This is a genomic window from Extensimonas vulgaris (assembly GCF_003337425.1).
GTDB lineage: Bacteria > Pseudomonadota > Gammaproteobacteria > Burkholderiales > Burkholderiaceae_C > Extensimonas > Extensimonas vulgaris.
On the sequence record NZ_QPJU01000009.1, the window covers coordinates 72,456 to 98,224 of the forward strand.

A 25,769-nucleotide genomic window follows, 5' to 3' on the forward strand; every position below is an offset into this window, starting at 1 on the left:
AACGCGAAACCCGCACGCCAGCTGGGGCCCATCTCGGCCACGCCAATCCCAAAGCGCGTGACACTTCCGTTTCGTCCAGGAGAAAAGAATTACAGCACAGCCAAACCCTGCGCCGCTTGACTTGGCGCATCCACCATAATTTCCATCATGCCGTCGTCAGTTTCTTCAACTCCTTCTGCCCGCCATGCTTCTTGCAGCTACGTGCGCGTGCTCTCCATTGCCGGCTCCGACAGCGGCGGCGGCGCGGGCATCCAGGCCGACCTCAAGACCTTCAGCGCCTTGGGTTGCTATGGCATGACGGCCATCACCGCGCTCACGGCCCAGAACACGCAAGGCGTGCGTGCGATCCACGGCGTGCCGCCCGAGATGCTGCGCGCGCAGATCGATGCCGTGGTGGAAGACATAGGCGTCGATGCCGTGAAGATCGGCATGCTGCACGCGCCCGAAGTCGTGCGCGTGGTGGCCGACGCGCTGCGCCGGCATCGCATGCCGCATGTGGTACTCGACCCTGTCATGGTGGCCACGAGCGGCGACCGCCTGATGGCCGAGGACACCGTGGCCGTGCTCGTGGCGGAGCTCTTTCCGCTGGCCGAGGTGATCACCCCGAACCTCGACGAGGCTGCTTGGTTGCTCGGGCGTCCGCTCGCGAGCGCGGGCGCACTCGAAGGCGCCGCGGCGGATCTGCTGGCCTTGGGTGCGCCTGCCGTGTTGCTCAAGGGGGGGCACTTGGCGGGCGAGTTCGTGATCGATTGGCTCGCCACGCAGGATGGTCTGCGCCAGTCTTTCGAGTCGCCGCGCATTGCAAGCCAGAACGTGCACGGCACCGGCTGCACGCTCTCGTCCGCGCTGGCCGCCTATCTGGCCTGCGGTCTTGCGCTGCCGCAAGCGGTGGAGCAGGCGCGCGCCTACGTGCGCGGTGCGATTGCTGCCGGGGCCGAGGTGCGCACCGGCCACGGCCACGGCCCGCTGAACCATGGCTACGCGCCGTTGGTGCAGCGCGTTGTGCCCCAGGAGCGATGAACCGCGCCGCTCAACCGGGCAGCTCGAGGATGGCCTTGGCCAGGATGTTGCGCTGGATCTCGTTCGACCCGGCGTAGATATCGAGATCGTCCAAACGCGCGTTGAGGTCTATCATGCAATGTCTCCTATTGAAAAATCTGAATTCGTTTTATGGTTTTTATTTTCACGAATTCAGAGATATTTATTTCAGTGGATGGACATACCGCCATCCGCGCCCACGATTTGCCCCGTGACGTAACTCGCACCGGGTGACGCCAGAAAAACGAACACCGGCGCAATTTCTTCGGGGTCGGCCCAGCGGCCGAGCGGGATGCGTTCGAGGTAACGGTCTTTGAAGCGCTCGTCCGTGCGGATGGTTTCCGTCATGGGTGTCGCGGCGCCGGGTGCGACGGCATTGACGACGATGTTGTAACGCGCCAATTCGCGCGCGGCAGACTTGGTGAATCCTATGAGCCCCGCTTTGGCAGAGCCGTAATTGATCTGGCCTATGGTGCCCAGAATGCCGGCAGAGGACACGGTGTTGATGATCCAGCCGCGCTGGCGCTCCATCATGCCGCCGACCACGGCCTGCAGACAGTTGAAGCTGCCGCCAAGGTGCACGTTGATGACCTGATCCCATTGGTGCCGGGTCATTTTGTGCAGCATTGCAGTGCGCGTGATGCCGGCGTTGTTGACGAGAATGTCCACGGGGCCGAGTTTGCCTGCGATTTCGGCCACGGCCGCATCGACAGAGGCGCGGTCTGAAACGTCGCAGGCCACGCCGATCGCACGTTGGCCCTGCTTGCGGATTTCCTCGGCGACTTCCTGCGCCTTTTCGCCATTCCAGTCCACGACGGCCACTTTGGCACCTTGCGCGGCATAAGCGCGCGCAATGGCGGCGCCTATTCCTTGCGCTGCGCCCGTGACCATGGCGACCTTGTTTTCGAGTGCTTTTCCACTGAACATCTATTTGCTCCTTGTGAATGTGATGGTTGTTGATGGAATCTGCATTGCATTGGATGAAATCCATTCATGGGTACTGGATGGCTGCGGTCTCCTTTCGCTTGCATGGGGGCAAAAAATGGATGCGCGGTGTATAAACCATCGCATACCAACAAAACCAAGGAGACAGCACGATGCCACCCCCAGCCGCCAGACCGTCCCTCGCCCCCTTGTTCGATCCGCGCGCGATTGCCATCTACGGTGCTTCGTCCGACCCGAGCAAGATCGGCGGTCGCCCGCTCGACTTTCTGAAAAAAAGCGGCTTTGACGGCCCACTGTATCCGATCAATCCCAAGGCGTCGCAGATCCAGGGTCTGCCCGCCTACCCCACGATGGCCGCAGTGCCCGATGCGGTGGACTTGGCCATCGTCGCGGTGCCGGCGCCAGCGGTGCTCGCCGCGCTCGAAGACTGCGCTGCGCATGGCGTGCGCGGGGCGGTCGTGCTCAGCGCGGGTTTTGCCGAGGTCGGCGGGCCGGGCGTGGCCTGGCAGGAGGAGATGAGCGCGCTCGCGCGGCGCACCGGCATGCGCGTGGTGGGGCCGAACTGCATGGGCCTGATCAACGTGCGGCGGCGCCTGCTGGGCACTTTTACGCCGAGTGCTGCGGGCTTTGGCCTCGTGCCGGGGCGCATCAGCGTGGTCAGCCAAAGCGGTGCCTTCGGCGGCTATTGCCTTTCGCTGATCCGCCAGCGCGGGTTGGGGCTGAACCTGTGGATCACCACCGGCAACCAGTGTGATGTCGATGTTGCCGACTGCATCGAGCACTTTGCGCTCGACGCAGAAACGCAGGTGATCGCCGGCTACCTCGAGGCGGCGGCGGACAAGGAGCGGCTGTTCCACGCCCTGGCGCTGGCGCGCGAGCGCGGCAAGCGCGTCGTCATCATGAAGGTGGGGCGCTCGGAGGCGGGCGCGCATGCCACGGCATCGCACACCGCGTCGCTTGCGGGCTCAGACCAGGTCTATGAAGGGGTGTTTCGCCAGTTCGGCGTGCTGCGTGCGCGCAGCATCGACGAGTTTTTCGATACCGCCTACGCGGCGGCGTCGCCGGCGCCGCTGCCGCAGGGCCGGCGGCTCGGTGTGCTCACGGTCTCGGGCGGGGTCGGGGCCTTGATGGCCGACGTGGCCGCCGACGTGGGTCTGGACATGCCGCCCATGCCCGAGGATGCGCAGCGCCGCCTCAAGGCCCTGCTGCCGTTTTGCGGGCCGCGCAACCCCGTCGATATGACGGCGCAACTGGTCAACGATCTGACGCTGTTCGAGCGCAACTTTGAGGTCATGCTGCAAGAGGGGCGGTACGACGTTATCGTGGCCTTTCTCTCGAGCGTGGGCCTGGTCACGGAGCTGGGGCGCGGGATTCTCGAGCAGCTACAGACCGTGCTGCAGCGCTTTCCAGACCGCACGGTGATCGCAAGCATGCTCGCCTCGACCGAGGTGCGGCAGATGTTCGAGCAGGCGGGCGTGATGCTGTTCGACGAGCCCACGCGCGCCGTGCGTGCCGCCGGGGCGCTGGTGCACTACGGGCAGCAGTTGCAAAAACGCGCCCTGGCCGACATGCCGCCGCCTTTGCCCGCCGGGGCGCTACCGCCACCCGTGCAGGTCGTGAACGAGGTCGAGGCCAAGACGGTGCTCGCGAGCGCGGGCATCCCCGTGGTGCAGGAGCGCGTGGCCATGAGCGAAGACGATGCCGTGCGCGCGGCGGCGGACATCGGCTACCCCGTGGTGCTGAAAATCGCCTCGCCCGACATCGCGCACAAGAGCGAAATCGGTGGCGTGATCGTCGGTGTACGCAATGCAGCGCAAGTGCGCGCGGCGTTTCGCACGCTGCGCGAGCGTGCGCACACATATGCACCCGCGGCCCGCATCGACGGCGTCGTGGTCGCACAGATGGCGCCCCCGGGCGTGGAGACGATTCTCGGCGTGGCGCATGACCCGGTTTTTGGCGCGGTGCTGATGTTCGGCGTGGGCGGCGTGTTCGTCGAAGCGTTCCAGGATGTGGCCTTCCGCGTCGCGCCTTTCGGCGTGGCCGAGGCGCGCGCGATGATCGAGGAAGTGCGCGGCAAGGTGCTGCTGGCCGGCGTGCGTGGTCAGCCGCCGGCCGACATGGAGGCGCTGGCCTCGGCCATCGCGGCGCTGTCCGTCTATGCCGCGCAGCACGCCGATGCGATCGAAAGCATAGACATCAACCCCTTGCTCGTGCTGCCGCGCGGGCAAGGGGTGCTCGCGCTAGACGCTTTGATCGTGCCACGCAGTGCTGCGTAGTGCCACATAGTGCGTGACACGGGCTCACGCGCAAGCAGGGCAATAAAAAAGCCGCATGTCCAAGAAAACATGCGGCCTGTTTGCTATTCTTTTAGCTGGTGCCGGAGAGAGGAATCGAACCCCCGACCTTCTCATTACGAATGATGGGATTGTGTTATTCGCTTGCGTTGATTTATGCTGATAGAATCAATGTAAATCAACAAGTTAGATTGTTATTACTGGATGCATAAACAGCTTTGGTGTTGATTGAAATTCGGCATTTTCTACTGAATTTGCCTACAGATTGCCTACAGATTGCCTACAGATTTTCAGGGGGTGCCATGAGTGAACAAAAAAGCCGGGTTCGTTTGACCGCTGGCCGTGTGGCTGACTTCACATGCCCGCCTAGTAAGTCCCAGGCTTTTCTATGGGACACCGAAGCTCCCGCTTTGGCGCTGCGGGTGACGCCTACAGGCCGCAAAACCTACGTGTTTGAATCGCGCTTGAACGGGGCAACCTTGCGCGTGAACATTGGCACCGCCGCTGATTGGCCGATTGAAAAGGCAAGGGGTGAGGCGCAGCGCCTGAAGGTTCTGGTGGACAGTGGACAAGACCCCCGAGAGATAGAGCGCCAGCAACAGGCAGAAAAAGCCGAAGCAAAGGCCGCAGCAACTGCCCAGGCCCTGACCGTGGGCGAAGTCTGGCCGCTGTATCTGGCGAACGGCAGACCCAAGCGCAAAGACGCCTGGAAGCCCCGTTACCGTGCCGACCTTGAAGCAATGGCCGCCCCAGGTGGCGAGCCAAAGAAACGAGGGCATGGCGTGACAAGGCCGGGGCCGCTGTATCCGCTGCTGGCGTTGCCCCTTGCTGCCATCAATGAGGACACGCTGAAAAGCTGGTATGACCGCGAAGCCGTGGCCGGAAAGCACCAAGCCGCCCGCGCCCTGATGATGTTTCGGGGCTTTTTGCGCTGGTGCGCTGCCCGTCCTGAGTATCGAAGCCTGACCGACCGCGAAGCGGGCAAGGCCGCCGCCATCGTGGAGAGCCTGCCCAGCACCACCCGCCGCACCGACGCACTAGAGGCCGCCCAGGTGCCGGGCTGGTGGGCTGGTGTGGAGCAGCTTAACAACCGCACCGCAAGCGCTTACCTGCGCGCACTGCTGCTGACTGGTGCGCGCCGCGAAGAACTGGCCGCCTTGGCATGGGCGAACGTGGATTTTCAGTGGCGCAAGCTGACCATTGCCGACAAGGTGGACAGTACCCGCACCATCCCCCTGACGCCCTACATGGCGCAGCTACTGGCAACTTTGCCCAGGGTTGGGCCGTTCGTGTTTGCCAGCACAGGCAAGGCAGGGCGCATCACTGACGCCCGCGCAAGCCATGCCCAGGCCCTGCGACACGCTGGCATTGAACACCTGACATTCCACGGGCTGCGTCGTTCGTTTTCGCTGCTGGGGGAGGCGGCCGGGGCACCTGCCGGGGCCATTGCGCAAGTGATGGGGCACAAGCCCAGCGCAACCGCCGAGGGCTACAGGCCGCGCAGTATCGACGCCCTGCGCCCGTTTCTGGAGCAGATAGAGGGGCACATTCTGAGCCTTGCCGCAGTGCAGTTTGACGCTCAGGCCGAACCTGGAAAGCTGCGTGCCGTTCAGTGATTTGTATGTCGTAGCGTTGCGCGATACAATCCAGCCGTGATTAAGTCATTCCGTCACAAGGGGCTGCAAGCCTTTTTCGAGCTAGGCACCAAGGCCGGTATTCAGGCCGCCCATGCCCCCAAGCTGGCGCGGCAACTGGCCCGACTCGACCAAGCCCAGCAGCCCCAGGATATGAACCTGCCCGGCTGGGGGCTGCATTCCCTGCAAGGCAATTTGAACGGGTATTGGTCGGTATCCGTGAATGGCAATTGGCGCATGACGTTCACCTTCGAGGGACTGGACGCCGTGTTGGTGGACTATCAGGATTACCACTGAGACAGGAGCAACGACGATGGCACGCATGTTCAACCCCCCGCATCCTGGCCTGACGCTGCGCGACGATGTATTGCCCGCGCTGGGGCTGTCCGTGACCGAGGCCGCCCGGCAATTGGACGTGTCCCGCGTCACCTTGTCGCGTGTGCTCAATGGCCGCGCTGCTGTGTCCCCTGAAATGGCCCTGCGCATCGAGGCGTGGCTAGGCGTAGAGCGTGGCGGGGATGCCCGCGTGTGGCTGGCCGAGCAAAGCGCCTATGACATGTGGCAGGCAGCGCAGCGATTCAAGGATGCGCCCATGCACGTTCAACCTGCGCCCTCGATGGCATAACCGTTTCGCCCCAGCTAGGCAGGGCTGCAATCCTGCTAAAAAGCCAGACCTCCCGCTGGCCTGCTGGTGGCACCTGATACGGGAGCGCATTCGGGAGGATGCTTTGAACGTCATCGTGGAAATCAACGGCAGGCAGGCCATTCCAGTGCGGGCGATACCGCTGCTGACAGACTGGGAGGTTCTTAGCCCGGACGTGTGCGCAAACGCATTTGCTGGCGAGGAGGGCACCACGCCACACCTGGAGGGGCTGCAAGCCTACCGGTTGGACGAGAAAGGCGCGCCGCAGCCAATCGCTGCTCGTGAGTGGGCGAACTGGATAGTTCGAGAACTAGAGGCTTGTAGTGAGCGCATCACCGCAACGCAGACCAGCCACGAGGACGGCTATCAACAGTGGCGAAGCGAATCCTTGGGGCTACTGCCCGCTGGAGTGTTCGTGTGGCGCGACGAGTTCGAGGCTGCTTTTCTGCTCGAATACGGCCCCGAGAGCATGAGAGCACAGTTTGATGACGAAGGCTATGAGCAAGACCGTCACAATCTCAACTTCGACCCGCAGCACGGCCCGCGCAACGACTGGGAAACGCTGGTCATGGAGGGCTTTGCGCCCGCCCAACACCAGGCCGCAGCGCCTGCGCCCGTGGAGCCGGTTGTGACCGCATTAACTCAGGAACAGCGACAGGCCAAACGTTGGCAAATGTGCATTGATGCTGAGCTGGCAATGCCAACAGACACCTATGCACACCTGCCGCGTGGCATTGGCAAGGTTGCCAAAGAGCTGCGCATTACCCGGCAGGCATTGCAGCAAGACCTAAACGCGCACCGCGAGCGACTTTTCGGCAAGTAAACGGCAAGCAAACGGCAAGCAAACGGCAAGCGCTTACCTGCCGATTTATGCGAAAAATAGGTAACCGTCATTAATCAACGCCCCAATGGGCAGAAAGACGGTAACCAATGCAAGCAACCCTGCACAGCGCAGACACCCGCCGCGCTGCAACCGAGCCACAGAAGTTTCCGCCGTTGGAATTGGTCAACCGCCCCACGGTGCCGACCGAACAGGCTGCTTATTACCTAAACCGCCGCCCGCAGACCTTGCGCACATGGGCGATGAATTCGGGAACCGGCCCCGTTTCCTGCATCCGTATCAATGGCCGCCTTGCGTGGCCCGTATCTGAACTGCGCCGCGTTCTTGGGGTGTCAGCATGACCAGCCCCACCACCATCTACGCCAACCCGGACGGGCACGAAATCGCTGTGGTCGACAACCTGCTGACGGCCTGCACCAGTGAGGGTACCGCCGTTTCAATCCCAATTGGCCCCGAGGGGCTGCGCGATGTGGCTGCAAAGCTGCTGGCCCAGGCCGATGCAGACGTGGCAAACACCGCCGAACATGAAGGTGCTGCCTTGGGGCTCGCACTGGTTCAGGAGCTGGTCGCAATGCGTGGCCGCTCCCAGGCCGATGCACTGCGCCAAATTCACGACAAGTTGCAGGCCCTGAACAAAATGGGGCACTTCGACCGCGCTGCCGGTGGCTTTTCCGTAGCAATCTTGAACGTGCTGCAAGTCGGTGTGGCGAACCTGCCCAGGGTGGAGGGCTGCAAATGAAAACGCCCGACCCCACCAAAGCAGAATCGAGCGCCCCGAACACCGCGCAGTTTACCGACGCTGGCGCGCAATTCAACACCCTGCGCAGCGCTTTCGCACAGCAGGGGCACAGCCTGCACCGCGTTGCAGCCCCGGACGGCACCACCGCCTACTGGGCTGAACGCTGGGGGCTGGCGCGCTACCTGCCCAGCTTGCACGACGCGGCACTGTTTCTGGCGCAGATTGGAGGGCGGCTGTGATGACAGTGATCGACCAATTCCAATCGGCCATCGCAGCGGCTGGCCTGGCCGTGCCTGATGTGATCCATGCCGACGGCGCATTGCACCGCTACAGCACCAACGGCAAGCGCAGCGACACCAGCGGCTGGTATGTCTTGCACGACGATGGCGACATGGCTGCTGGTGCATTCGGCTGCTGGCGCACTGGCATGCAACAGAACTGGTGCAGCAAGGATGTGAACAGGCTCACACCAGCCCAGCGCAGTGCCCACCAGCAGCGCATGCAAGCCATTGCCCAGCAGCGCGATGCCGACAAAGCCCAGCGCCATCAAGATGCAGCAGGGGCAGCGGCAAAACGCTGGGAGGCTGCACTACCAGCCCCGGCAGATCATCCTTATCTAGTGCGCAAGGGTATCCGGCCCCACGGAATCAAGACCGAGGGCGAGGCGCTGCTGATCCCACTGCGCGATGCATCAACCACCTTGCACAGCCTGCAAGCCATCGGCCCAGAGGGGGACAAGCGCTTTCAACCGGGCGGGCGCATCAAGGGCTGCTACTTCGGAATCGGCAAGCCCAAGGGCGTGCTGATCGTGTGCGAAGGCTTTGCCACTGGCGCATCCATCCATGAGGCCACCGGCCATGCCGTAGCCTGCGCGATGAACGCGGGGAACCTGCTGGAAGTGGCCCAGGCCCTGCACAGCAAGTACCCCAAGCTGCGCCTGATCCTGGCTGCTGACGATGACTGGAAAACCGAGGGCAACCCCGGCATTGCCAAAGCCACCGAGGCGGCAAAGGCTGTGGGCGGACTGCTGGCAGTGCCCAGGTTCACCGGCGAGCGCGGTGACGGGGAAACCGACTTCAACGACCTGCACTTGCGCGAACAATTTGGCGCTGTACGCCGATGCATTGAAGCTGCGGCACCAGTGGCAATCAGCCCTGCGTTTCCGGCACTGGAAGATGGCGCAGGGGGCGGTGCGTGGGTTGATCCCGCCCTCCCACCTGAGCCGCTGCGCGCCACCTTGCCACCGGCTGCGGCCTATCCGGTAGAGGCGCTGGGTGATGTGCTGGGCAGCGCAGCCCAAGCCCTACACGATGCTGTCAAGGCACCGCTGGCGATGTGCGCGCAGTCGGTTTTGGCTGCTGCCAGCCTTGCGGCGCAAGCGCATTTTGATGTGCTGTTGCCATGGGGCGGACGCAAGCCGACCAGTCTCTTTTTGCTGACCGTGGGCGAATCAGGGGAGCGCAAAAGCGCAATTGATGATCTGGTGCTTGGCGCTGCGAAAGCCCAGGAAAAAAAGGCGATGGAGGCTTATGAGCAAGCCCTTGCTGAACATGAGCAGGAATTGGCATCTTGGCAAAAAGCGGTTGATGCTGCGCGCAGCGCTGCCACGCAAGGCAAGAAGGGCACCGCCACATCGGCCCAAGTGCAGCAAGCTGTGCAAGAGGTAGGCCCCAAGCCCGAAGCACCTGTTGCCCCTTTGCGCTTTGTGACCGACCCCACGGTGGAGGGACTCTACAAACTGCTGGCACTGGCGCAGCCCAGCGTGGCCTTGTTCAGCGATGAAGGCGGGCTGCTGATTGGCGGGCATGCCCTCAACAGTGACAACGCCCTCAAGACCATGGCGCGCTGGTGCAAGCTGTGGGACGGCAGTCCCTTTGACCGTGTGCGCGCTGGCGATGGCGTGGGCATCCTCTACGGGCGGCGCATGTGTATGCACCAACTCGCGCAGGGCGATGTGATGGTGAAGCTGCTTTCCGACCGCATGGCGAATGGGCAGGGGCTGTTGGCGCGTTGCCTGGTAGCCTGGCCTGAATCGACCATCGGCACGCGGCAGGTGGATCAATTCGAATGGGCAGGCGACCGGCGCGAACTCAAACGCATGTTTGCCGTGCTGTCGGGCTTGATGGAAGCCGCGCCCCCCACATCGGACGAATGCGGGCAGGTTCTCGAACCTGTGGAGCTGGAGCTGACAGACGAAGCCAAGGCGCTATCCATCGCAGCACATAACCAGTTTGAAACCTTGATGGCCCCAGGCTGCGAGTTGTCGGAGCTGCGCGACCGGGCGTCAAAGGCGCTGGAAAACGCTTGCCGCATCGCGGGCGTGCTGACAGCCATCGAGCAAGGCGTGACCGCGCGGCACATCAATGCTGAAACCCTGGCGCGCGGCCTGGTGCTGGTGCAATGGTATTTAGCCGAGACGCTGCGCGTCCGTGGCGTTGCGGCAGTTCCGCGAGAAGTGCAGGACGCTGAAACCCTGCTGGCCTGGCTGCGCGAGCGTGGCATGCAGCGCTTTCGCACAGCGCCTGTACTGACCAAGGGGCCAGCACAGCTACGCAACAAGGCACGGCTGACGGCGGCTGTTGATGCGCTGGTATCGACCGGCTATCTACTTCCACTGCCAGCCGGGACGGAGATCGACGGCATCAAGGCCCGACTCGCATGGGAGGTGCTGAACCATGTGGTTTGACCCGCATGCCCTGCTTTCCAGACCTGCACCCCCTGCTAATCTTGCTAATCTGCGAATTCCGAGGGGGCAGGACGCCACCCAGGGATCGGAAATTAGCAAATTAGCAGAATTAGCAGCCCCCGACCGCTGGGCATGGCCGCACAGCAGCGCCATGAACGGGCAGGAATTGGATACCTTCATGGCGCGGCAAGACTTGTTCCAGCAGCGCGGCACATCACCCCAGGATGCCGAGCGCCTGGCCGATAAGCTGGTGATCCGGGATCGTGGGGGCGATGACCGGCGGCTGTGCCTGGAGTGCCGACACCTGCGTGGCGATGGCCCGTACCGCTGCGGCAACGCCCGGGCGGCTGGCCTGCACCCCGACCTGGCGCAGGACATGGTGCTGACCTTGCAACACTGCCAAGGGCATGACGCGGCACGCTTGCCCATGGGCGTGATCGTTGATGCCGCGCCCGTGGTGTATGCCGCGCTGGAGGGCGAAGCCGGGTTCAAGCTGCGCGCCCAGGCATGGTAAGCCAGCCGGGGCCGTGCATTGCCTGATGGTCTGCGCATGATGCTGCAAGGGTTCAAGCTGACCGACTCCCAGGACGTTATCGACCTGGCCGCACGTCAAAAGAAAGCGCGCCGCGATGGACACCGCCAAGCCCGCCCAGATGGGTGAGCCCTTTCCGAATGAGCCGCTGGACTTCTAGGGGTTTGGTGGCTTGCCATTTGCTGCGGCCCACAGGGTGGCAGTGCGTTTGACAGCAAGGAACCGTCAAGGTTTTGTCAAGGGCGGCTACATCGCAGCGTTGGTTACCAGTCCGGTTACCACGGAAAGCGCGATGCTTGCAGGTGGCGGGCAGAAGTTGGAAGTCGGCCGACATGCTGACCAAGACCCACAAGGCGAAGGTGAGCCGGTACCGCAGCCGCCCGACCCTACTGCGCAGCTTGAATTGCTGCTACCCATGGCGGCGCACTGACAGACCGACCCGGCCAGCGTGCCGGGTTTCTTGTTCCTGCTGACAAGACTGTTGCTGCGGTTCGTGAATCTATCTTCGGAAATTCCGAAGATGCAAAGCCCGCCGAGCGCACCGTCACGCGCAACGGAACAACCTACACGCAGAACACCGCCAATGTTGGCAAGGCAAAGAGCAAGCCACAGCAGCCAAGGTTGCGGCAAGGTTACGCACGGATGTGCCGTGACGAGCGCGATGCAAACACCTGAGAGGCACCGACCACCAAAGCGGATTTGGTGCTGGGGCTGGGGCTGGGGCTGTATTTGGGCAAAGTGCCTACAGATTGCCTACAAGCAACAGAAAAGAAAAAACCACGCTACCGTTTAGATAGTGGGGTTTCCTTTGCTGACTTGGTGCCGGAGAGAGGAATCGAACCCCCGACCTTCTCATTACGAATGAGCTGCTCTACCGACTGAGCTACTCCGGCGAAGCCCGACATTATAGCGCCGTGTGGTAGCTCGTGACGCGCTCGACTTCGTTTTTCGAGCCCAGGATCACGCTCACGCGCTCGTGCAGCTGGCTGGGTTGGATGTCGAGGATGCGTTGCTGGCCGTTGGTGGCGGCGCCGCCGGCTTGTTCGACCAGCCAGGCCATGGGGTTGGCCTCGTACATCAGGCGCAGCTTGCCGGGTTTGTTCGGCTCGCGCTTGTCCCAGGGGTACATGAAGATGCCGCCGCGCACGAGGATGCGGTGCACGTCGGCGACCATGCTCGCGACCCAGCGCATGTTGAAATCCTTGCCGCGCGGGCCGTCCTTGCCTTGCAGGCACTCGTCGATGTAGCGCCGCACGGGAGGGGCCCAGTGGCGCATGTTGCTCATGTTGATCGCGAACTCTTTGGTGTCCTCGGGGATGCGCAGTTTTTCTTCGGTGAGCACGAACGAGCCCTGTTCGCGGTCCAGCGTGAACATGGCGACACCGTCGCCTACGGTGAGCACGAGCACGGTTTGCGGGCCGTAGATGCAATAGCCAGCGGCGACCTGCTGGCGGCCGGGCTGCAGAAAGTCGCCTTCATCGACGCCGCGGTCGTCCTCGGGCATTTTGAGCACGCTGAAGATGGTGCCTATGCTCACGTTCACGTCGATGTTGCTCGAGCCGTCGAGCGGGTCGAACAGCAGCAGGTATTCGCCTTTGGGAAAGCGGTTGGGCACGACGTAGATGGCGTCCATCTCCTCGCTGGCCATGGCCGCGAGGTGGCCGCCCCACTCGTTGGCCTCGATCAGCACCTCGTTGGCGATGATGTCGAGCTTTTTTTGCACTTCGCCCTGCACGTTTTCGCTCCCGGCGCTGCCGAGCACGCTGCCGAGCGCGCCCTTGTTCACGGTCAGGCTGATGCGCTTGCACGCGCGTGCAACCACTTCGAGCAGCAGGCGCAGCTGTGCGGGGATTTTGCCGGCTTCGCGCTGCTGCTCGATCAGGTAGCGCGTGAGGCTGATGTGTGAGGTCATGCAAAGTCTCCCTGGATGTTCTACGGAATGCCGATTATTCCTCGGCGAGCGCGCGGCCCACGACTTCGCGCACGTCGGCGCTGAGGTCGGGCTTGGCGGCGACGCGCGCGAGCGCTTCACGTGCGGCGCTGCGCCAGGGCTCGGCGAGCTTCTTCCAGCGGTCGAGTGCGCGCGCCAGGCGTGCGGCGACCTGCGGGTTGATGGCGTCGAGCTCGAGCACGCGCTCGCTCCAGAACTGGTAGCCGGCGGCGTCGGCGCGGTGGAAGGCGCCGGGGTTGTTCATGCAGTAGCTGAAGATCAGGCTGCGCGCACGGTTCGGGTTCGTCAGGTGGAAGTCGGGGTGCTGCAGGAGCCGGCGCACGATGGGCAGCACCTGTCCGCCGCGGTCGGGCGCACTAGCTTGCAACGCGAACCACTTGTCGATGACCAGCGGCTCGTCTTTGAACAGTGCATGAAAGCGCTCGAGCGCAGGCGCGGCGAGCTCGTGCCCGCTCGCGACCAGCGCGCTCAAGGCGCCGAAGCGCTCGGTCATGTTCGTGGCCGTCTTGACGCGCTGATAAGCCTTGCCCGGCCAGACTTGATCGCCCTGGTGCTGCGCGGCCAGGCACAGCATGTGCAGCGCAAGGTTGCTGAGCGCGCGGCGGCCAGCGCTGACGGGGTCGGGGCGGTACGCGCCCAGTGTCTGGTGCTGCTCCCAGGCCCATTGCCAGTCGGACTGCAGCGCGAGCGCGAGCTGCAAGCGCATGGCTTCACGCACGGCGTGCACGCGCTGCGGATCGACCTCATCGAGCTGCTCGGCGATGTAGCTCTCGGCCGGCAGCGTGAGCACGAGCTCTTTGAAGGCGGCGTCGAGCTGCGGGTGGCGCAGCACTTCGCGCAGCGCCTGCACCAGCGATGTGGGCAGAATTTGTGCATCCAATGGGCCGCTGGCGCTTGTCTGCAGGGCGCTAGTAGCTATTGCTGCAATAGCGGCGCGCAGCACCAGGCGTTGACCGGCCTCCCAGCGGTTGAAGGGGTCGGTGTCGTGCGCGAGCAGCGTGAGCAGCTGCGCGTCGCTCGCCTCGTCTTCGAGGATCACGGGCGCGCTGAAGCCGCGCAGCAGCGAGGGCACGGGCGCGGCGTCGATGTCCACGAAGGTGAAGCTCTGGCTCGGCTCGGTCAGCACCAGCGTGCGCGTGGTGCCGTGGGGCGCGTCCTCGCCCGCGAGTTGCAGCGGCAGCGCGTGCCCGGCGGCGTCGAGCAGGCCGAGCTCGATCGGGATCACGAAGGGTTCTTTGTGCGGCTGCCCCGGCGTGGGCGGGCAGCTTTGCGTGAGCGTGAGCGTGTAGCTGCGCGCCGCGGCGTCCCACGTGCCCTGCGCGCGCACGCGCGGCGTGCCGGCCTGGCTGTACCAGCGCTTGAACTGTGGCAGGTGGCGCGCGAGTGCGCTTGCGGGGTTGGCGTCGGCGATGGCCTGCGCAAAATCGTCACAGGTCACGGCCTGGCCGTCGTGGCGCGCGAAGTAGAGCTTCATGCCCGCCACAAAGCCTTCACGGCCGACCAGCGTCTGCATCATGCGCACGACTTCGGCGCCTTTTTCGTAGATCGTGACGGTGTAGAAGTTGTTGATCTCGATGTAGCTGTCGGGCCGCACCGGGTGCGCCATGGGGCCGGCGTCTTCGGGGAACTGCGCGGTGCGCAGCACGCGCACGTCTTCGATGCGCTTGACGGCGCGCGCCGAGGGGCTGCCGGCCATGTCCTGGCTGAATTCCTGGTCGCGGAACACCGTCAGGCCCTCTTTGAGGCTGAGCTGGAACCAGTCGCGGCAGGTGACGCGGTTGCCCGTCCAGTTGTGGAAGTATTCGTGCGCGACCACGCTTTCGATGTTCGCGTAGTCGGCGTCGGTGGCCGTCGCGGGGTTGGCGAGCACGAACTTGGTGTTGAAGATGTTCAGGCCCTTGTTTTCCATCGCGCCCATGTTGAAGTCGCTGGTCGCGACGATCATGAAGCGCTCCAGATCGAGCGGCAGGCCAAAGCGCGCCTCGTCCCAGGCGATCGCGGCCATGAGCGAGTGCATGGCGTGCTCGGTCTTGTCGAGGTCGCCCGGGCGCACATAGACCTGCAGCAGGTGCTCGGTGCCCGCGCGGCTGCGGATGCGCTGCTCGCGCGCCACGAGCTTGCCCGCGACCAGCGCGAACAGGTAGCAGGGCTTTTTGTGCGGATCGACCCACTGGGCCCAGTGGCGCCCGTCGTCGAGCTCGCCCTGCGCGACCAGGTTGCCATTCGAGAGCAGCACCGGGTACGCGGCCTTGTCGGCGCGCAGCGTGACGGTGTAGCTCGCCATCACGTCCGGGCGGTCGAGGAAGTAGGTGATGCGGCGAAAGCCCTCGGCCTCGCACTGCGTGAAAAAGGTGCCCTCGCTCACGTACAGGCCCATGAGCCGGGTGTTTTTGGTGGGCGCGCAGGTGGTGAAGATTTCGAGTTCCACGGGCTCGCTGCCTTCAGGCAGGTTTTCGAGCACGAGCTGGTCGCCGTCGATCTTGAAGCTGGTGCCTTGGCCGTTGACGAGCACGCGCGCGAGGTTCAGTTCCTCGCCGTCGAGGCGCAGCGGCTGCGCGGGCACGTCGGGGTTACGGCGCACGCGCATGCGATTGAGCACGCGCGTCTTGGCCGGGTCGAGGTCGAAGCTCAGATCGACGCTGTCGATCCAGTAGGCCGGCGGGGCGTAGTCCTCGCGGCGGGTGACAGTGGCTTGGGCTTCACGCATGGGGGTTTCCATTGCATTGGTTTTGATAGCTGCTTGCGCAGGTCTTATCTGGTCTGGAGGGCAAAAAGGCTTAAAAATTGCAGGTGTCAAACGCCCTGCTTGAGGCTGGCCTCGATGAAGGCGTCGAGGTCGCCGTCGAGCACTTTTTGCGTGTTGCTGATTTCGACGCCGGTGCGCAAGTCCTTGATGCGGCTCTGGTCGAGCACGTAGCTGCGGATCTGGTGGCCCCAGCCCACGTCGGTCTTGGTTTCCTCGAGCTTTTGCTGCGCCTCCATGCGCTTGCGCATCTCGTGGTCGTACAGGCGCGAGCGCAGGCGCCGCCAGGCCACGTCGCGGTTGCTGTGCTGGCTGCGGCTGTCCTGGCACTGCACCACGATGCCCGTGGGGATGTGCGTCAGGCGCACGGCCGAGTCGGTCTTGTTGATGTGCTGGCCGCCCGCGCCGCTCGCGCGGTAGGTGTCGACGCGCACGTCGGCAGGGTTGATGTCGATCTCGATCGAGTCGTCGATCTCGGGATAGACAAACACGCTCGCAAAGCTGGTGTGGCGCCCGCCCGCGCTGTCGAACGGGCTCTTGCGCACCAGGCGGTGCACGCCGGTTTCGGTGCGCAGCAGGCCGTAGGCGTAGTCGCCCTCGATCTTCACCGTGGCGCTCTTGATGCCGGCCACGTCGCCGGGGGTTTCTTCTTCGACCGTGGCCTTGAAGCCCTTGCGCTCGGCGTACTTGAGGTACTGGCGCAGCAACATGCTGGCCCAGTCGCAGGCTTCGGTGCCGCCCGCGCCCGCCTGGATATCCAAAAAGGCGTTGAGCGGGTCGGCCGGGTTGTTGAACATGCGGCGGAATTCGAGCTGCTCGATCGCCGGCTGCAGCTTGGCGGCCTCGGCCTCGATGGTGCGCAGCCCGGCCTCGTCGCCCTCGGCCTTGCTCATCTCGAACAGCTCGGTGTTGTCGGCCAGCTCGCGCGTGAGGCGCTCGAGCGTGAGCACCACGTCGTCGAGTGCTTTTTTCTCTTTGCCCAGCTCCTGGGCTTTTTTGGGGTCGTTCCAGACCGCCGGGTCTTCGAGCGCGGCGTTGACGGTTCTCAGACGTTCGAACTTGGCATCGAAGTCAAAGATACCTCCGTAAATCCGCGGTGCGCGCGCTGAGCTCGCTCAAGGTGTTGCCGATCTGGTTGATGCGTTCTGCGTCCATGGGTGGTTCTTTTCTGAAAAATTGGCAATAGAGCCTGCCAGCGGCCCCGTACGCGGGACGCGCTGGCAAAAACGGTTGTGACGATTGGGCGGCGATTTTCGCACGCGCCGCCGGCCGTGCCCGCGCTGCCCCTGCGGTGCGTCCAAACTATCAAAAATGATAGCTTCTATGGCAGTCTGGAAGCGCCTTGGAGGCCAATTTTGCTCATAACTGAAGGAATTGCTCGATGAGCTGCGCCACGGCTTGGGGCTGGTCGTGGTGCAGCATGTGGCCTGCATCTGGCACCACCGTGCGCCGGCAATCGCGCACCTGGCGCAGGCGCTCATGGAACTCCTCTAGCGTGTAGGTGTTGCCCGACCACTTGTGCAAGCCGTTGTCGCTCGCTTCGACGACCAAGGTGGGGGCGCTGATCGCCGCGTAAAGGGCCAGCACCTCCTCCACACGCGAAAGATAGGCCCCCACCACCTTGTGCGCCGGGTCGCCGAGGATGCGCCAGCGCCCGTCCGCACCGGGTTGCGCCCAGTGGCGCGCGAGCCACTCGGCCTTGTCGGGGGCCAGACGCGGGTTGGTCTTGGTCAGGCGCTGCGCCACGCCCTCGGGCCCGTCATAGCTTTGCAGCGCCATCTTGCCCTGGTAGAGCAGCTTGAGCTCGTCCATCCACTGCGCATAGTGGGCCGGCGCCGTGCGCGGGTCGGCCGCGGGCATGCCGAAGCCTTCGAGGTCGATCAGGCGCCGGATGCGCGCCGCTCGCGCGCCCGCGTAGTGCATGGCCACGTTGCCGCCCATGCTGTGCCCGACCAGGTCCACGGGCCTATCCCCCGCAAAATGGTCGAGCAGAAAGTCCAGGTCGGCCAGGTAATCGACGAACAGATAGTGGTCGCACGGCGCCGGCGGCTTGCTCAGGCCAAAGCCGCGCCAGTCGGGCGCGATGATGGTGCGCGCACGCAAAAAATCGGGCCCAAACGCATCGACCACGAACTGGTACGAAGCCGCCACGTCCATCCAGCCGTGCAGCAGCACGAGCGGCGGCGCTTGCGCATCGGCGCCGTCGCCCCAGAGGCGCACGTGGTAGTCGAGGGTACGAATGCGCACGAACGTGCTGCGGGAGGGGCGGAGGGCTTGGTACATGGGGGGATTATTTCGAATGGATGCGTCGGCGGGTGTCAAACAGGGAACAGCGCGGGGCGCCAATGGCATGGGCCATTCCTTACACTTGGCGTCCTTTTGGTTTGCTGAAATTTTCCCCATGAACACCATCCCCCTCGGCCAAAGCGATCTGCGCGTCACCCCCATTTGCCTGGGCACCATGACTTTCGGCGAGCAGGTGAATGAGGCCGATGCGCATGCCATCCTCGACCGGGCGCTCGAGCGCGGCGTGAACTTCATCGATACGGCCGAGATGTACGCCGTGCCCGCGCGCGCCGAAACCTACGGCGTGACCGAGTCCATCATCGGGCGCTGGTTCGCCCGACAGCCGGGCTTGCGCCAGAAGGTGGTGCTTGCGACCAAGGTGGCCGGCCCTTCGCGCGGCATGCCCTGGATTCGGGAAGGCAAGGGGCTGACGGCAGCCGACATCGTGGCCTCGTGCGAGGGCAGTCTGCGGCGCCTGCGCACCGACGTGATCGACCTCTACCAGATTCACTGGCCCGAGCGCCACGTGCCCGCGTTCGGCACCATGTATTACGACCCGGCGAAGGAAACTTCGCAGACGCCGATCCGCGTGCAGCTCGAAGCACTCGCGGGCCTGGTGCGCGCGGGCAAGGTGCGCCACGTCGGCTTGTCGAACGAGACGCCGTATGGCGTGCACGAGTTCGTGCGCCTGGCCGAGGAGCACGGCTTGCCGCGCGTGGCTACGGTGCAGAACCCGTATTGCCTGCTCAACCGCACCTGGGAAAACGGCCTCGACGAAACCTGCCACCGCCTGGGCGTGTCGCTGCTCGCGTATTCGCCGCTTGCCTTCGGTTTGCTCACGGGCAAGTACGACGCTGGTGGCACCACGGGGCCGCAGGCGCCGCAGGGTGCGCGCATTGCCAGCTATGCGTCGGTGCGCAAGCAGCGCTGGGGGCGCCCCGAGGCGCTGCAGGCCGCGCGCCGCTACAACGCGCTGGCGCGTGCGCATGGCCTCACGCCCACGCGCATGGCGCTCGCGTTTTGCTACACCAAGTGGCAGGTGGCAAGCACCATCATCGGTGTGACTTCGCGCGCGCAGCTCGATGAAAACCTGGACGCCTGGGGCACCACGCTGGCGCCCGAGCTGCTGCAGGAGATCGACGCGATCCGCTGGGAATTGCGCGACCCAGCGCTTTGATGCTTTGAAAAAGAGAGCACCTCACGCCCGTGCATAGCGCCATGGCCAAGAAAACCGCACATGTCTCGGAAACGCCGGCCACCGCGTTCTTGCGCGCCCACGGGGTGCCGTTCAGCGAGCATGCCTACGACTACGTACCGCACGGCGGGGCCCTGCACAGTGCGCAAGTGCTGGGGCTCGATCCGTTCATGGTGGTCAAGACGCTGGTGATGCAGGACCAGGACGCGCGGCCGCTGGTCGTGCTCATGCACGGCAACCGCACGGTCAGCACCAAGCAGCTCGCGCGCCAAATCGGCGCCAAGACGGTCGAGCCTTGCGAACCGCAGGTCGCGCAGCGCCACAGCGGCTACCTCGTGGGCGGCACTTCGCCGTTTGGCATGCGCCGGCAGATGCCGGTGTACGTCGAGCAAAGCATCCTTGATTTGCCGCGCATCGTGCTCAACGGCGGGCGGCGCGGCTACCTCGTGGGTATCGAGCCGCAGGTGTGCGTGCGTCTGCTCGGGGCTACGCCGGTGCACTGCGCGTTGGCCGCAGAGTAGCGGGGTTTGCCCGCCGGGTTGGCGTTGGCACCTAGTGTAGTGTTTGATGCTTGATGCGACAAATAAAACCGATGGATTTTTGGTCTGGGCAAGGCGTAAACCGCAGCGATACCGGGTGGTATCGCGAGGATTTGCAACGCGGCCCAGGCCGAAAAGACGCGGTTTTATGTCGCAAATAGCGTCGAACACTACACTAGGGGTCGTGTGCCGACAGGCCACTCAACGCTGCGTGGCTTGGCTTGGCGTTTGGGGCTCGGCTGCGTTGCCGCCGGGCTTTTGGGCGGGGCTGGCCTTGGCGCTGGCCTCGCCCCAGCCACCGCCTAGGGCGCGGTACAGGTCCACATACGACGTGAGCAGCGTGGCGCGCGTCTGCACCACAGCTTGTTGCGCTGCGTAATTGGTGCGCTGCGCGTCGAGCTCTTCGAGGTAGCTCGCATAGCCGTTGCGGTAGCGGTTGCGCACCACGCGCAGGGCTTCGGTCGAGACTTGTTCGCGTGCTTCGGTCTGTGCCAGTTGTTTCTGCAAGGCGTCGATGGACAGCAAGGCGTTTTCGACTTCGATGAAAGCCTCGCGCACGGTTTTTTCGTAGCCCAAAATCGCTTGTGCGCGCTGGGAGTCGGCGACATCGACCGTTGCGCGCAGGCGGTTGCCTTGCAAGACGGGTGTCAGGATGCTGCCGCCTATGCTCCACAGCCGGTAGGGCGTGTTGAGTAACTGGCTCCAGGTAAAGCCGAACCAGGTGCCCGAGGCGCTGAGTTGCAGCGCTGGCAGGAGTTGGTCGCGCGCTGCAGCGAGGTTCTTGTCGGCCGCGACGACACGCTCTTCGGCTTGAGCGATGTCGGGGCGGCGGCGCAGCAGCTCGGACGGCACGCCGCTTGCGATCGAGGGCAGCTGCCATTCGGTCAATTGCAGGCCGCGCTGGATCTCGGTGGGGTTTTCGTCGAGCAGCAGGCGCAATGCGTTTTCCTGTAAGGCGATCGAGCGCTCCAGTGCGGGAATCGCGGCCGCCGCGGCAAGGTAGTCGGACTCGAACTGGATCCACTCGGTGCGCGAGTTGTAGCCCATGTCGAGCAGGTGTTTCGCGCGGTCGAGCGAGGCTTTGCGCGTGGCGAGCGTGACTTGCGCGATGTGGAGCTGCGCGTCCAGGCTGCGCAGGTTCAAATATCCCGTCGCGGCGTTGGCCGCAAGCGAGAGGGCTGCCGCGTCGAGCGCATATTGTTGGCCTTGCAGCTCGGCCAGCGCGGCGTCGCTGAGGCTTTGCAGGCGGCCCCAGAGATCGACCTCGTAGCGGGCCTCTATGCCCGCTTGGTGCACCGTGGCATCGCCAAAGTGCAGTTCAGGGTCGAGCTGCTCGCGCATGCGCAGCACGGGCTGCATGCTGGCGCTGAAGGCTGGTGCCTGGGCCGCGCGCGCGATGTCCAGTCGTGCGCGGTACTCGGCCACGCGCAAACGTGCGAGGCGCAAATCGGTGTTTTGCTGCAAGGCGCGTTCGACCACACGGTCCAAAACAGGATCGCCAAAAGTGCGCCACCACTGCGCAGGGACAGGAACGTGCGGCGGTGCGGGCGCGGCGCTGGCGCTCGGTGCAGCGCTGGCCGCGGCGCTGTGCGTCGTGTTCGGGTTGCGCCAGTGGGAGGGGATCTCGGGCTCGGGTTTGGCGGGCGTGTAGGGTGGCAGGCTGCAACTTGCCAGCAGGCCCGCGCTCAGTGTGCCGGCAACGAAGCGTGCAGCGGCGAGCCAGGTCATGGTTTCGACTCCGGCGCGCGCGCGGCGTCGGGCGCGGGGCGGTCGGCCGGAGACGATGGCGTGGCCTTGCCCGCGGTGTTGATGCTCGCGACCACCGACATGCCCGGGCGCAGACGCTCGGCCAGCGGCTGGTCGGGGGTGATGGCGATGCGCACCGGGATGCGCTGCGCGATCTTCACGAAGTTGCCGGTGGCGTTGTCGGGCGGGATGACGCTGAACTCCGAGCCGGCCGCGGGCGAGATACGCTCCACGTACCCTGTGAGCCGAGCATGGTTGAGCGCATCGACCGTGAACCACGCCGGCTGGCCCACGGCGACGTTGGCCATCTGCGTTTCCTTCATGTTCGCGATGACCCAGAGTGGCTGCGGCACGAGTGCCGTGAGCTGCGTTCCGGCGGTGACGTAAGCGCCCACGCGCACATTCACCTGGCCCAGTCGCCCGTCGCGCGCGGCACGGATTTCGGTGTTGGCAAGGTCTATGCGTGCGAGCTGCAGCGCCGCCTGCGCATTGGCGACGGCGGCTTCGAGCGCGCCGCGGTTGACCTCCACGGTGCGCAAATTCTCCTGGGCAATGCGCAGCGCCGCCTCGCTTTGTGTGACGCCTGCCATGGCTTGGGCGTGCGCGGCGAAGGTCTGGTCGCGCTCGCGTTCCGAGAGCGAACCATCGGCGACCAGCGCCTTGATGCGGCTCCAGTCGGCTTCGGCCTTGAGCGCTTGGGCATGTGCGTTTTCCACGCTGGCTTTGGCCTGCGCGATCGTGGCCTCGGCGCTGCGGCGCTGCTGCTGGAAGTTGGCGAGCGCCGCCTTGGCCGCGGCCACCTGCGCTTCGCCTTGCGCGACACGTTGGCGGTAGATGCGCTCGTCGATCTGTACGAGCAAATCGCCCCGATGCACCGTCTGAAAATCCTGCACCAGAACATCGACCACATAGCCGCTCACCTGCGGGCTGATCAAGGTAACCTGGCCGCGCACCTGGGCGTTTTCGGTGCTTTCGATGGGGGTGGTGAACGGTGGCAATTCCCACGCATAGAGCACCACCACCACGCCGAGCAGCGCAATGAGGGCGAACACGAAGGCCATGATGAGGCGTTTGCGGCGTTCCGCGGGCGTGATCGAGGGTGGCATGCCCAATGCCGCGGCGGCAGGTGCAGGCGCTGGTGCAGGTGCAGATGGAGTAGGTGCGGCCGAAGGTGTGCCGGATGACGCCGGGGGTGGTGGGGTGCTCATGGGGGCGGTAGATTCAGGCAGGGGGCGCTGCACGCGGCGCGCGGGTGTCAGCGCGCGGGACTTCGCGTCGCGGCGCCAGCAGGGGCAGGAAAAAGCAGGCCGGCTTCATGCGGTGGCTCGGGTGGTGCGCTTCCAGACCACTTGGGCGAGCAAAAAAAACAAGGTGGCACCTGCAATCACGGCCACGAGCAAAAAGACGTCGTTGTAGGCGAGCACGTTGGCTTCGCGCGTCGCTGCAGTGGCGAGTGCTTTCAGCCCCTGGGTATTGTCGAGCACGGGGTCAGTGAGTACGCGCTTGTAGCTGTTCGCGCTTTGCTGAACGCGCGTCGCCACCTGTGGGTCGAGCAGCGTGAGGTGTTCGACGATATGGCTGGAATGGAATTTTTCGCGCCAAACCTGGAACGTACCCAACAGGGCCGAGCCGACTTGTCCGCCCATGTTCTGGCTGATGCTGAACAGCACGGAGAAGCTCACGAGGTTGCGGGGCTCGGCCCGCACCGAGCCCAGCTCTTGCACCATCGCGGGCGCGAGAAACAAGGCGCCGCCGAAAGCCGTCAGGAATTGGCTCAACACCATTTCTGCGGGGCGCGTGAGGTTGGTCGCATGGGCGTCCATGAATGCGCCGACCATGATCAAGGCCAGCGCCACGATGATGGGCTCCATGAGGTGCTCGCGGTCTATCGTGAGCACGCTCGTCAGGATGCCGGCAAGCGTTCCGAGCAGCATGCCGAAGAACATCGGGTGCATTTGCTCGGGCGTAAGCCCCAGCGATTGCATCAGCCCTACGGCGCCCGTGGTCGATTGCTCGGAGAGCACGAAGCGCACCATGATGACGATCATCGCGAGCCGCACCATGTTGCTGCTGCCCCACCAGCGCAGGTTGATCAGGGGGTTGTTGCGCAAGTGCTCGATGAGCATGGCTGCGGTCAGCAGCACGATGGCAGCGGCCAGGGCCCAGCCCATCCATTGGGCTTCGAACCACCATACCGTGCGGCCCAAGGAGATCGAGCCGCACAGCAGCGCCATGCCCGGCGCAAACAGGATGAAGGTCACGAAGTCGAGCTTCTCGAAGGTTTTATAAAGGTCGCCCGGCGGCAGCTTGAGCAACAGCACGCAGCCCAGGCACATGAGCGACAAGCCCATTTCGAACAGGTACAGGCCACGCCATTCGGCAAACGAGAGCATCTCGAAAGGCAAAACGCGTGCGAGCGGCAGCGCCAGCGTGGACATGCCCAGCGCAAGCGCGAGCCCGCGGATGCGGTGTACGTTCGGGAACGCCTGCATGGTGTAGTACATGCCAAGCGAGCTCAGCGCCGCGCCCGTCATGCCGTGTGCCGCGCGCACGGCGATCGCCGAGCTCAGACTGTTGACGAACAAATGCCCGAACGCGATCAGGGTGTAGAGAATCAGAAATGCCTCGGTGAAGATGCGCAAGCCGAATTCCTGGCGGAATTTCACGAGCAACAGGTTCATCGAGATGTTGGTCATGATGTAGGCGGCAACCAGCCACGCGATCTCGACCGAGGTGGCGCCGAGCGCGCCTTGCAGGTATTGCTGGTAGGCCGTGACGAGCGCATTGCTCATGCCCCCGGTGATGGCGATCAGGCAACCGACGACGCCATAAGCGACGCGCAGATGGGGCGGATGCGCCGGCGTGGAGGGCGAGCCGGGCATCATCGGCCGCTCTTCGGGCCGCCATTCGCGCGGGGCGTAGGGAATCATGGGAAGAAAGCCGGGGCGCGGCCGGCAAGGCGCGCATGGCGCTCGCAGTCGCACCCTGGGTGAACAACAAAAACGAAAATTCTAGCTTTTGCACCCATCCCCTGCTTGCCGCACCCTCGCCCGACCTTCTGCTTTTGTCAGAACTCGAGGTTGTCGATCAGCCGCGTGCTGCCCAGGCGCGCCGCACCGAGCGCGACGAGCGTGCCCGGCGCGTCGGCGGCCGTGGCCGGCTGCAGGTCGCTGCGGCGGCGCACCGTGAGGTAGTCGGGCTGCCAGCCGCGCGCGCGAAGCGCGTCCAGGGCATCTTGTTCGAGCGCGGCGGCGTCGAGCGCACCCGCCGCGCGGGCCGCGCACCAGCGCTCGGCCAATTGCCGCAGCGCTGCAGCAAGGGCCTTGGCCTCCGCGCGCTCGGCAGGGCTCAGGTAGTGGTTGCGCGAACTCAGCGCGAGGCCGTCCTCGGCGCGGCAGGTCTGGCCTGCGTGCACCTCTATCGGTAGCGCGAACTGCCGCACCATCTGGCGGATCACCATGAGCTGCTGGTAGTCCTTCTGCCCGAACACGGCCACCCCTGCGCGCTGGCCGAAGAACACCGCGAGGAACAGCTTCATCACCACGGTGCACACGCCCGTGAAAAAGCCCGGGCGAAACTGGCCTTCGAGGATGTCGGCCAGGCGCGGGTCGGGGTGCACCTTGAAGGTCTGCGGCTCGGGGTACATGTCGCTCTCGCGCGGCGCAAAGACGATGTCGCAGCCCGTGGCGCGCAGCTTGTCGCAATCGGCCTCCCAGGTGCGCGGGTAGCTGTCGAAGTCTTCGTGCGGCAAAAACTGCAGGCGGTTCACGAAGATGCTCACCACCGTGACGTCGCCCAGCGGCTTGGCCTGGCGCACGAGCGAAAGATGCCCTTCGTGCAGATTGCCCATGGTGGGCACGAAGGCCGGACGGTGGTAGGCGGACAGGGCCTGGCGCAGTTCAGGAATGGTGCGGACGATCAGCATAAGAAATGGGAAAGGGAACGCGGAAGGCTACG

Annotated in this window: 22 protein-coding genes and 1 tRNA gene; 13 read left to right on the forward strand and 10 right to left on the reverse strand. The window is 64.5% G+C overall.

Features of this window, described 5'->3' with window-relative positions:
• Positions 1–147 precede the first annotated feature (147 nt).
• On the forward strand, positions 148–1,020 hold the full coding sequence (gene thiD / locus DFR45_RS12040) for a bifunctional hydroxymethylpyrimidine kinase/phosphomethylpyrimidine kinase (RefSeq protein ID WP_114483986.1): 873 nt from the start codon (positions 148–150) through the stop codon (positions 1,018–1,020).
• A gap of 186 nt (positions 1,021–1,206) precedes the next feature.
• On the opposite strand, the gene fabG is transcribed toward thiD, so the two are convergent.
• On the reverse strand, positions 1,207–1,965 hold the full coding sequence (fabG, locus tag DFR45_RS12045; protein WP_114483987.1) for a 3-oxoacyl-ACP reductase FabG: 759 nt from the start codon (positions 1,963–1,965) through the stop codon (positions 1,207–1,209).
• A gap of 170 nt (positions 1,966–2,135) precedes the next feature.
• Between fabG and DFR45_RS12050 the strand changes: the two genes are divergently transcribed.
• From DFR45_RS12050 to DFR45_RS12095, 10 genes are all read left to right on the forward strand, one after another.
• Entirely contained in the window at positions 2,136–4,259 is a 2,124-nt protein-coding gene (locus DFR45_RS12050; protein ID WP_114483988.1) for an acetate--CoA ligase family protein, read from the forward strand.
• A 320-nt stretch (positions 4,260–4,579) separates the two neighbouring features.
• Positions 4,580–5,893 carry a tyrosine-type recombinase/integrase gene (locus DFR45_RS12055; RefSeq protein WP_114483989.1) on the forward strand — a complete coding sequence of 438 codons (1,314 nt, stop codon included), beginning with the start codon at positions 4,580–4,582 and terminating at the stop codon, positions 5,891–5,893.
• A 36-nt stretch (positions 5,894–5,929) separates the two neighbouring features.
• A complete protein-coding gene (locus tag DFR45_RS12060; RefSeq protein ID WP_114483990.1) occupies positions 5,930–6,208 on the forward strand; it encodes a type II toxin-antitoxin system RelE/ParE family toxin in 279 nt (92 codons plus the stop codon).
• Positions 6,209–6,224: 16 nt separating this feature from the next.
• On the forward strand, positions 6,225–6,536 hold the full coding sequence (locus DFR45_RS12065; RefSeq protein WP_114483991.1) for a HigA family addiction module antitoxin: 312 nt from the start codon (positions 6,225–6,227) through the stop codon (positions 6,534–6,536).
• A gap of 103 nt (positions 6,537–6,639) precedes the next feature.
• Entirely contained in the window at positions 6,640–7,377 is a 738-nt protein-coding gene (locus DFR45_RS12070; protein WP_114483992.1) for a hypothetical protein, read from the forward strand.
• A 107-nt stretch (positions 7,378–7,484) separates the two neighbouring features.
• Positions 7,485–7,736: a hypothetical protein gene (locus tag DFR45_RS12075; RefSeq protein WP_114483993.1), complete on the forward strand. Its 252-nt coding sequence runs from the start codon at positions 7,485–7,487 to the stop codon at positions 7,734–7,736.
• Positions 7,733–8,134: a hypothetical protein gene (locus tag DFR45_RS12080; protein WP_114483994.1), complete on the forward strand. Its 402-nt coding sequence runs from the start codon at positions 7,733–7,735 to the stop codon at positions 8,132–8,134. The genes DFR45_RS12075 and DFR45_RS12080 overlap by 4 nt, the downstream gene beginning before the upstream one ends.
• Positions 8,131–8,373, forward strand: a complete 243-nt coding sequence (locus DFR45_RS12085; RefSeq protein ID WP_114483995.1) for a hypothetical protein — start codon at positions 8,131–8,133, stop codon at positions 8,371–8,373. The genes DFR45_RS12080 and DFR45_RS12085 overlap by 4 nt, the downstream gene beginning before the upstream one ends.
• Positions 8,374–8,423: 50 nt before the next feature.
• The gene (locus DFR45_RS12090) at positions 8,424–10,820 is read left to right on the forward strand and encodes a DUF3987 domain-containing protein (protein ID WP_242005154.1); all 2,397 of its coding nucleotides are present in this window, start codon (positions 8,424–8,426) and stop codon (positions 10,818–10,820) included.
• Between the two features lie 178 nt (positions 10,821–10,998).
• Positions 10,999–11,334 (forward strand): hypothetical protein, encoded by a 336-nt coding sequence (locus DFR45_RS12095; protein WP_147269962.1) that lies wholly within the window; start codon positions 10,999–11,001, stop codon positions 11,332–11,334.
• Between the two features lie 835 nt (positions 11,335–12,169).
• On the opposite strand, the gene DFR45_RS12100 is transcribed toward DFR45_RS12095, so the two are convergent.
• The 5 genes from DFR45_RS12100 to DFR45_RS12120 form a co-directional block, all read right to left on the reverse strand.
• A tRNA-Thr gene (locus DFR45_RS12100) sits at positions 12,170–12,245 on the reverse strand.
• A gap of 11 nt (positions 12,246–12,256) precedes the next feature.
• On the reverse strand, positions 12,257–13,264 hold the full coding sequence (locus DFR45_RS12105; RefSeq protein ID WP_114483998.1) for a class 1 fructose-bisphosphatase: 1,008 nt from the start codon (positions 13,262–13,264) through the stop codon (positions 12,257–12,259).
• A gap of 34 nt (positions 13,265–13,298) precedes the next feature.
• The gene (gene pepN, locus DFR45_RS12110; protein ID WP_114484032.1) at positions 13,299–16,010 is read right to left on the reverse strand and encodes an aminopeptidase N; all 2,712 of its coding nucleotides are present in this window, start codon (positions 16,008–16,010) and stop codon (positions 13,299–13,301) included.
• Between the two features lie 86 nt (positions 16,011–16,096).
• A protein-coding gene (gene prfB / locus DFR45_RS12115; protein WP_114483999.1) for a peptide chain release factor 2 occupies positions 16,097–17,201 on the reverse strand; the annotation gives its coding sequence in 2 pieces (ribosomal slippage) (positions 16,097–17,119 and positions 17,121–17,201; 1,104 coding nt in all).
• Between the two features lie 204 nt (positions 17,202–17,405).
• Positions 17,406–18,329, reverse strand: coding sequence for an alpha/beta fold hydrolase (locus DFR45_RS12120; RefSeq protein ID WP_114484000.1), 924 nt, complete (start codon positions 18,327–18,329; stop codon positions 17,406–17,408).
• Between the two features lie 118 nt (positions 18,330–18,447).
• Between DFR45_RS12120 and DFR45_RS12125 the strand changes: the two genes are divergently transcribed.
• Together DFR45_RS12125 and DFR45_RS12130 are read left to right on the forward strand one after the other, a co-directional pair.
• A complete protein-coding gene (locus tag DFR45_RS12125; RefSeq protein WP_114484001.1) occupies positions 18,448–19,509 on the forward strand; it encodes an aldo/keto reductase in 1,062 nt (353 codons plus the stop codon).
• A gap of 41 nt (positions 19,510–19,550) precedes the next feature.
• Positions 19,551–20,048: an aminoacyl-tRNA deacylase gene (locus DFR45_RS12130; RefSeq protein WP_114484002.1), complete on the forward strand. Its 498-nt coding sequence runs from the start codon at positions 19,551–19,553 to the stop codon at positions 20,046–20,048.
• A gap of 219 nt (positions 20,049–20,267) precedes the next feature.
• Here DFR45_RS12130 and DFR45_RS12135 read toward each other — a convergent pair whose 3' ends face one another.
• The 4 genes from DFR45_RS12135 to panC form a co-directional block, all read right to left on the reverse strand.
• The gene (locus DFR45_RS12135) at positions 20,268–21,794 is read right to left on the reverse strand and encodes an efflux transporter outer membrane subunit (RefSeq protein WP_114484003.1); all 1,527 of its coding nucleotides are present in this window, start codon (positions 21,792–21,794) and stop codon (positions 20,268–20,270) included.
• Positions 21,791–23,020: an HlyD family secretion protein gene (locus DFR45_RS12140; protein ID WP_338324296.1), complete on the reverse strand. Its 1,230-nt coding sequence runs from the start codon at positions 23,018–23,020 to the stop codon at positions 21,791–21,793. The genes DFR45_RS12135 and DFR45_RS12140 overlap by 4 nt, the downstream gene beginning before the upstream one ends.
• A gap of 105 nt (positions 23,021–23,125) precedes the next feature.
• Positions 23,126–24,742, reverse strand: a complete 1,617-nt coding sequence (locus DFR45_RS12145) for an MFS transporter (protein WP_114484005.1) — start codon at positions 24,740–24,742, stop codon at positions 23,126–23,128.
• Positions 24,743–24,879: 137 nt separating this feature from the next.
• Positions 24,880–25,737, reverse strand: coding sequence for a pantoate--beta-alanine ligase (gene panC / locus DFR45_RS12150; RefSeq protein WP_114484006.1), 858 nt, complete (start codon positions 25,735–25,737; stop codon positions 24,880–24,882).
• Positions 25,738–25,769 lie beyond the last annotated feature (32 nt).

Excerpts from the sequence above, each read along its gene's own strand:
- thiD (WP_114483986.1), top strand. The coding sequence starts at position 148 with ATGCCGTCGTCAGTTTCTTCAACTCCTTCTGCCCGCCATGCTTCTTGC.
- fabG (WP_114483987.1), bottom strand. The coding sequence starts at position 1,965 with ATGTTCAGTGGAAAAGCACTCGAAAACAAGGTCGCCATGGTCACGGGC.
- DFR45_RS12050 (WP_114483988.1), top strand. The coding sequence starts at position 2,136 with ATGCCACCCCCAGCCGCCAGACCGTCCCTCGCCCCCTTGTTCGATCCG.
- DFR45_RS12055 (WP_114483989.1), top strand. The coding sequence starts at position 4,580 with ATGAGTGAACAAAAAAGCCGGGTTCGTTTGACCGCTGGCCGTGTGGCT.
- DFR45_RS12065 (WP_114483991.1), top strand. The coding sequence starts at position 6,225 with ATGGCACGCATGTTCAACCCCCCGCATCCTGGCCTGACGCTGCGCGAC.
- DFR45_RS12075 (WP_114483993.1), top strand. The coding sequence starts at position 7,485 with ATGCAAGCAACCCTGCACAGCGCAGACACCCGCCGCGCTGCAACCGAG.
- DFR45_RS12080 (WP_114483994.1), top strand. The coding sequence starts at position 7,733 with ATGACCAGCCCCACCACCATCTACGCCAACCCGGACGGGCACGAAATC.
- DFR45_RS12085 (WP_114483995.1), top strand. The coding sequence starts at position 8,131 with ATGAAAACGCCCGACCCCACCAAAGCAGAATCGAGCGCCCCGAACACC.
- DFR45_RS12095 (WP_147269962.1), top strand. The coding sequence starts at position 10,999 with ATGGCGCGGCAAGACTTGTTCCAGCAGCGCGGCACATCACCCCAGGAT.
- DFR45_RS12105 (WP_114483998.1), bottom strand. The coding sequence starts at position 13,264 with ATGACCTCACACATCAGCCTCACGCGCTACCTGATCGAGCAGCAGCGC.
- pepN (WP_114484032.1), bottom strand. The coding sequence starts at position 16,010 with ATGCGTGAAGCCCAAGCCACTGTCACCCGCCGCGAGGACTACGCCCCG.
- DFR45_RS12120 (WP_114484000.1), bottom strand. The coding sequence starts at position 18,329 with ATGTACCAAGCCCTCCGCCCCTCCCGCAGCACGTTCGTGCGCATTCGT.
- DFR45_RS12125 (WP_114484001.1), top strand. The coding sequence starts at position 18,448 with ATGAACACCATCCCCCTCGGCCAAAGCGATCTGCGCGTCACCCCCATT.
- DFR45_RS12130 (WP_114484002.1), top strand. The coding sequence starts at position 19,551 with ATGGCCAAGAAAACCGCACATGTCTCGGAAACGCCGGCCACCGCGTTC.
- DFR45_RS12135 (WP_114484003.1), bottom strand. The coding sequence starts at position 21,794 with ATGACCTGGCTCGCCGCTGCACGCTTCGTTGCCGGCACACTGAGCGCG.
- DFR45_RS12140 (WP_338324296.1), bottom strand. The coding sequence starts at position 23,020 with ATGAGCACCCCACCACCCCCGGCGTCATCCGGCACACCTTCGGCCGCA.
- DFR45_RS12145 (WP_114484005.1), bottom strand. The coding sequence starts at position 24,742 with ATGATTCCCTACGCCCCGCGCGAATGGCGGCCCGAAGAGCGGCCGATG.
- panC (WP_114484006.1), bottom strand. The coding sequence starts at position 25,737 with ATGCTGATCGTCCGCACCATTCCTGAACTGCGCCAGGCCCTGTCCGCC.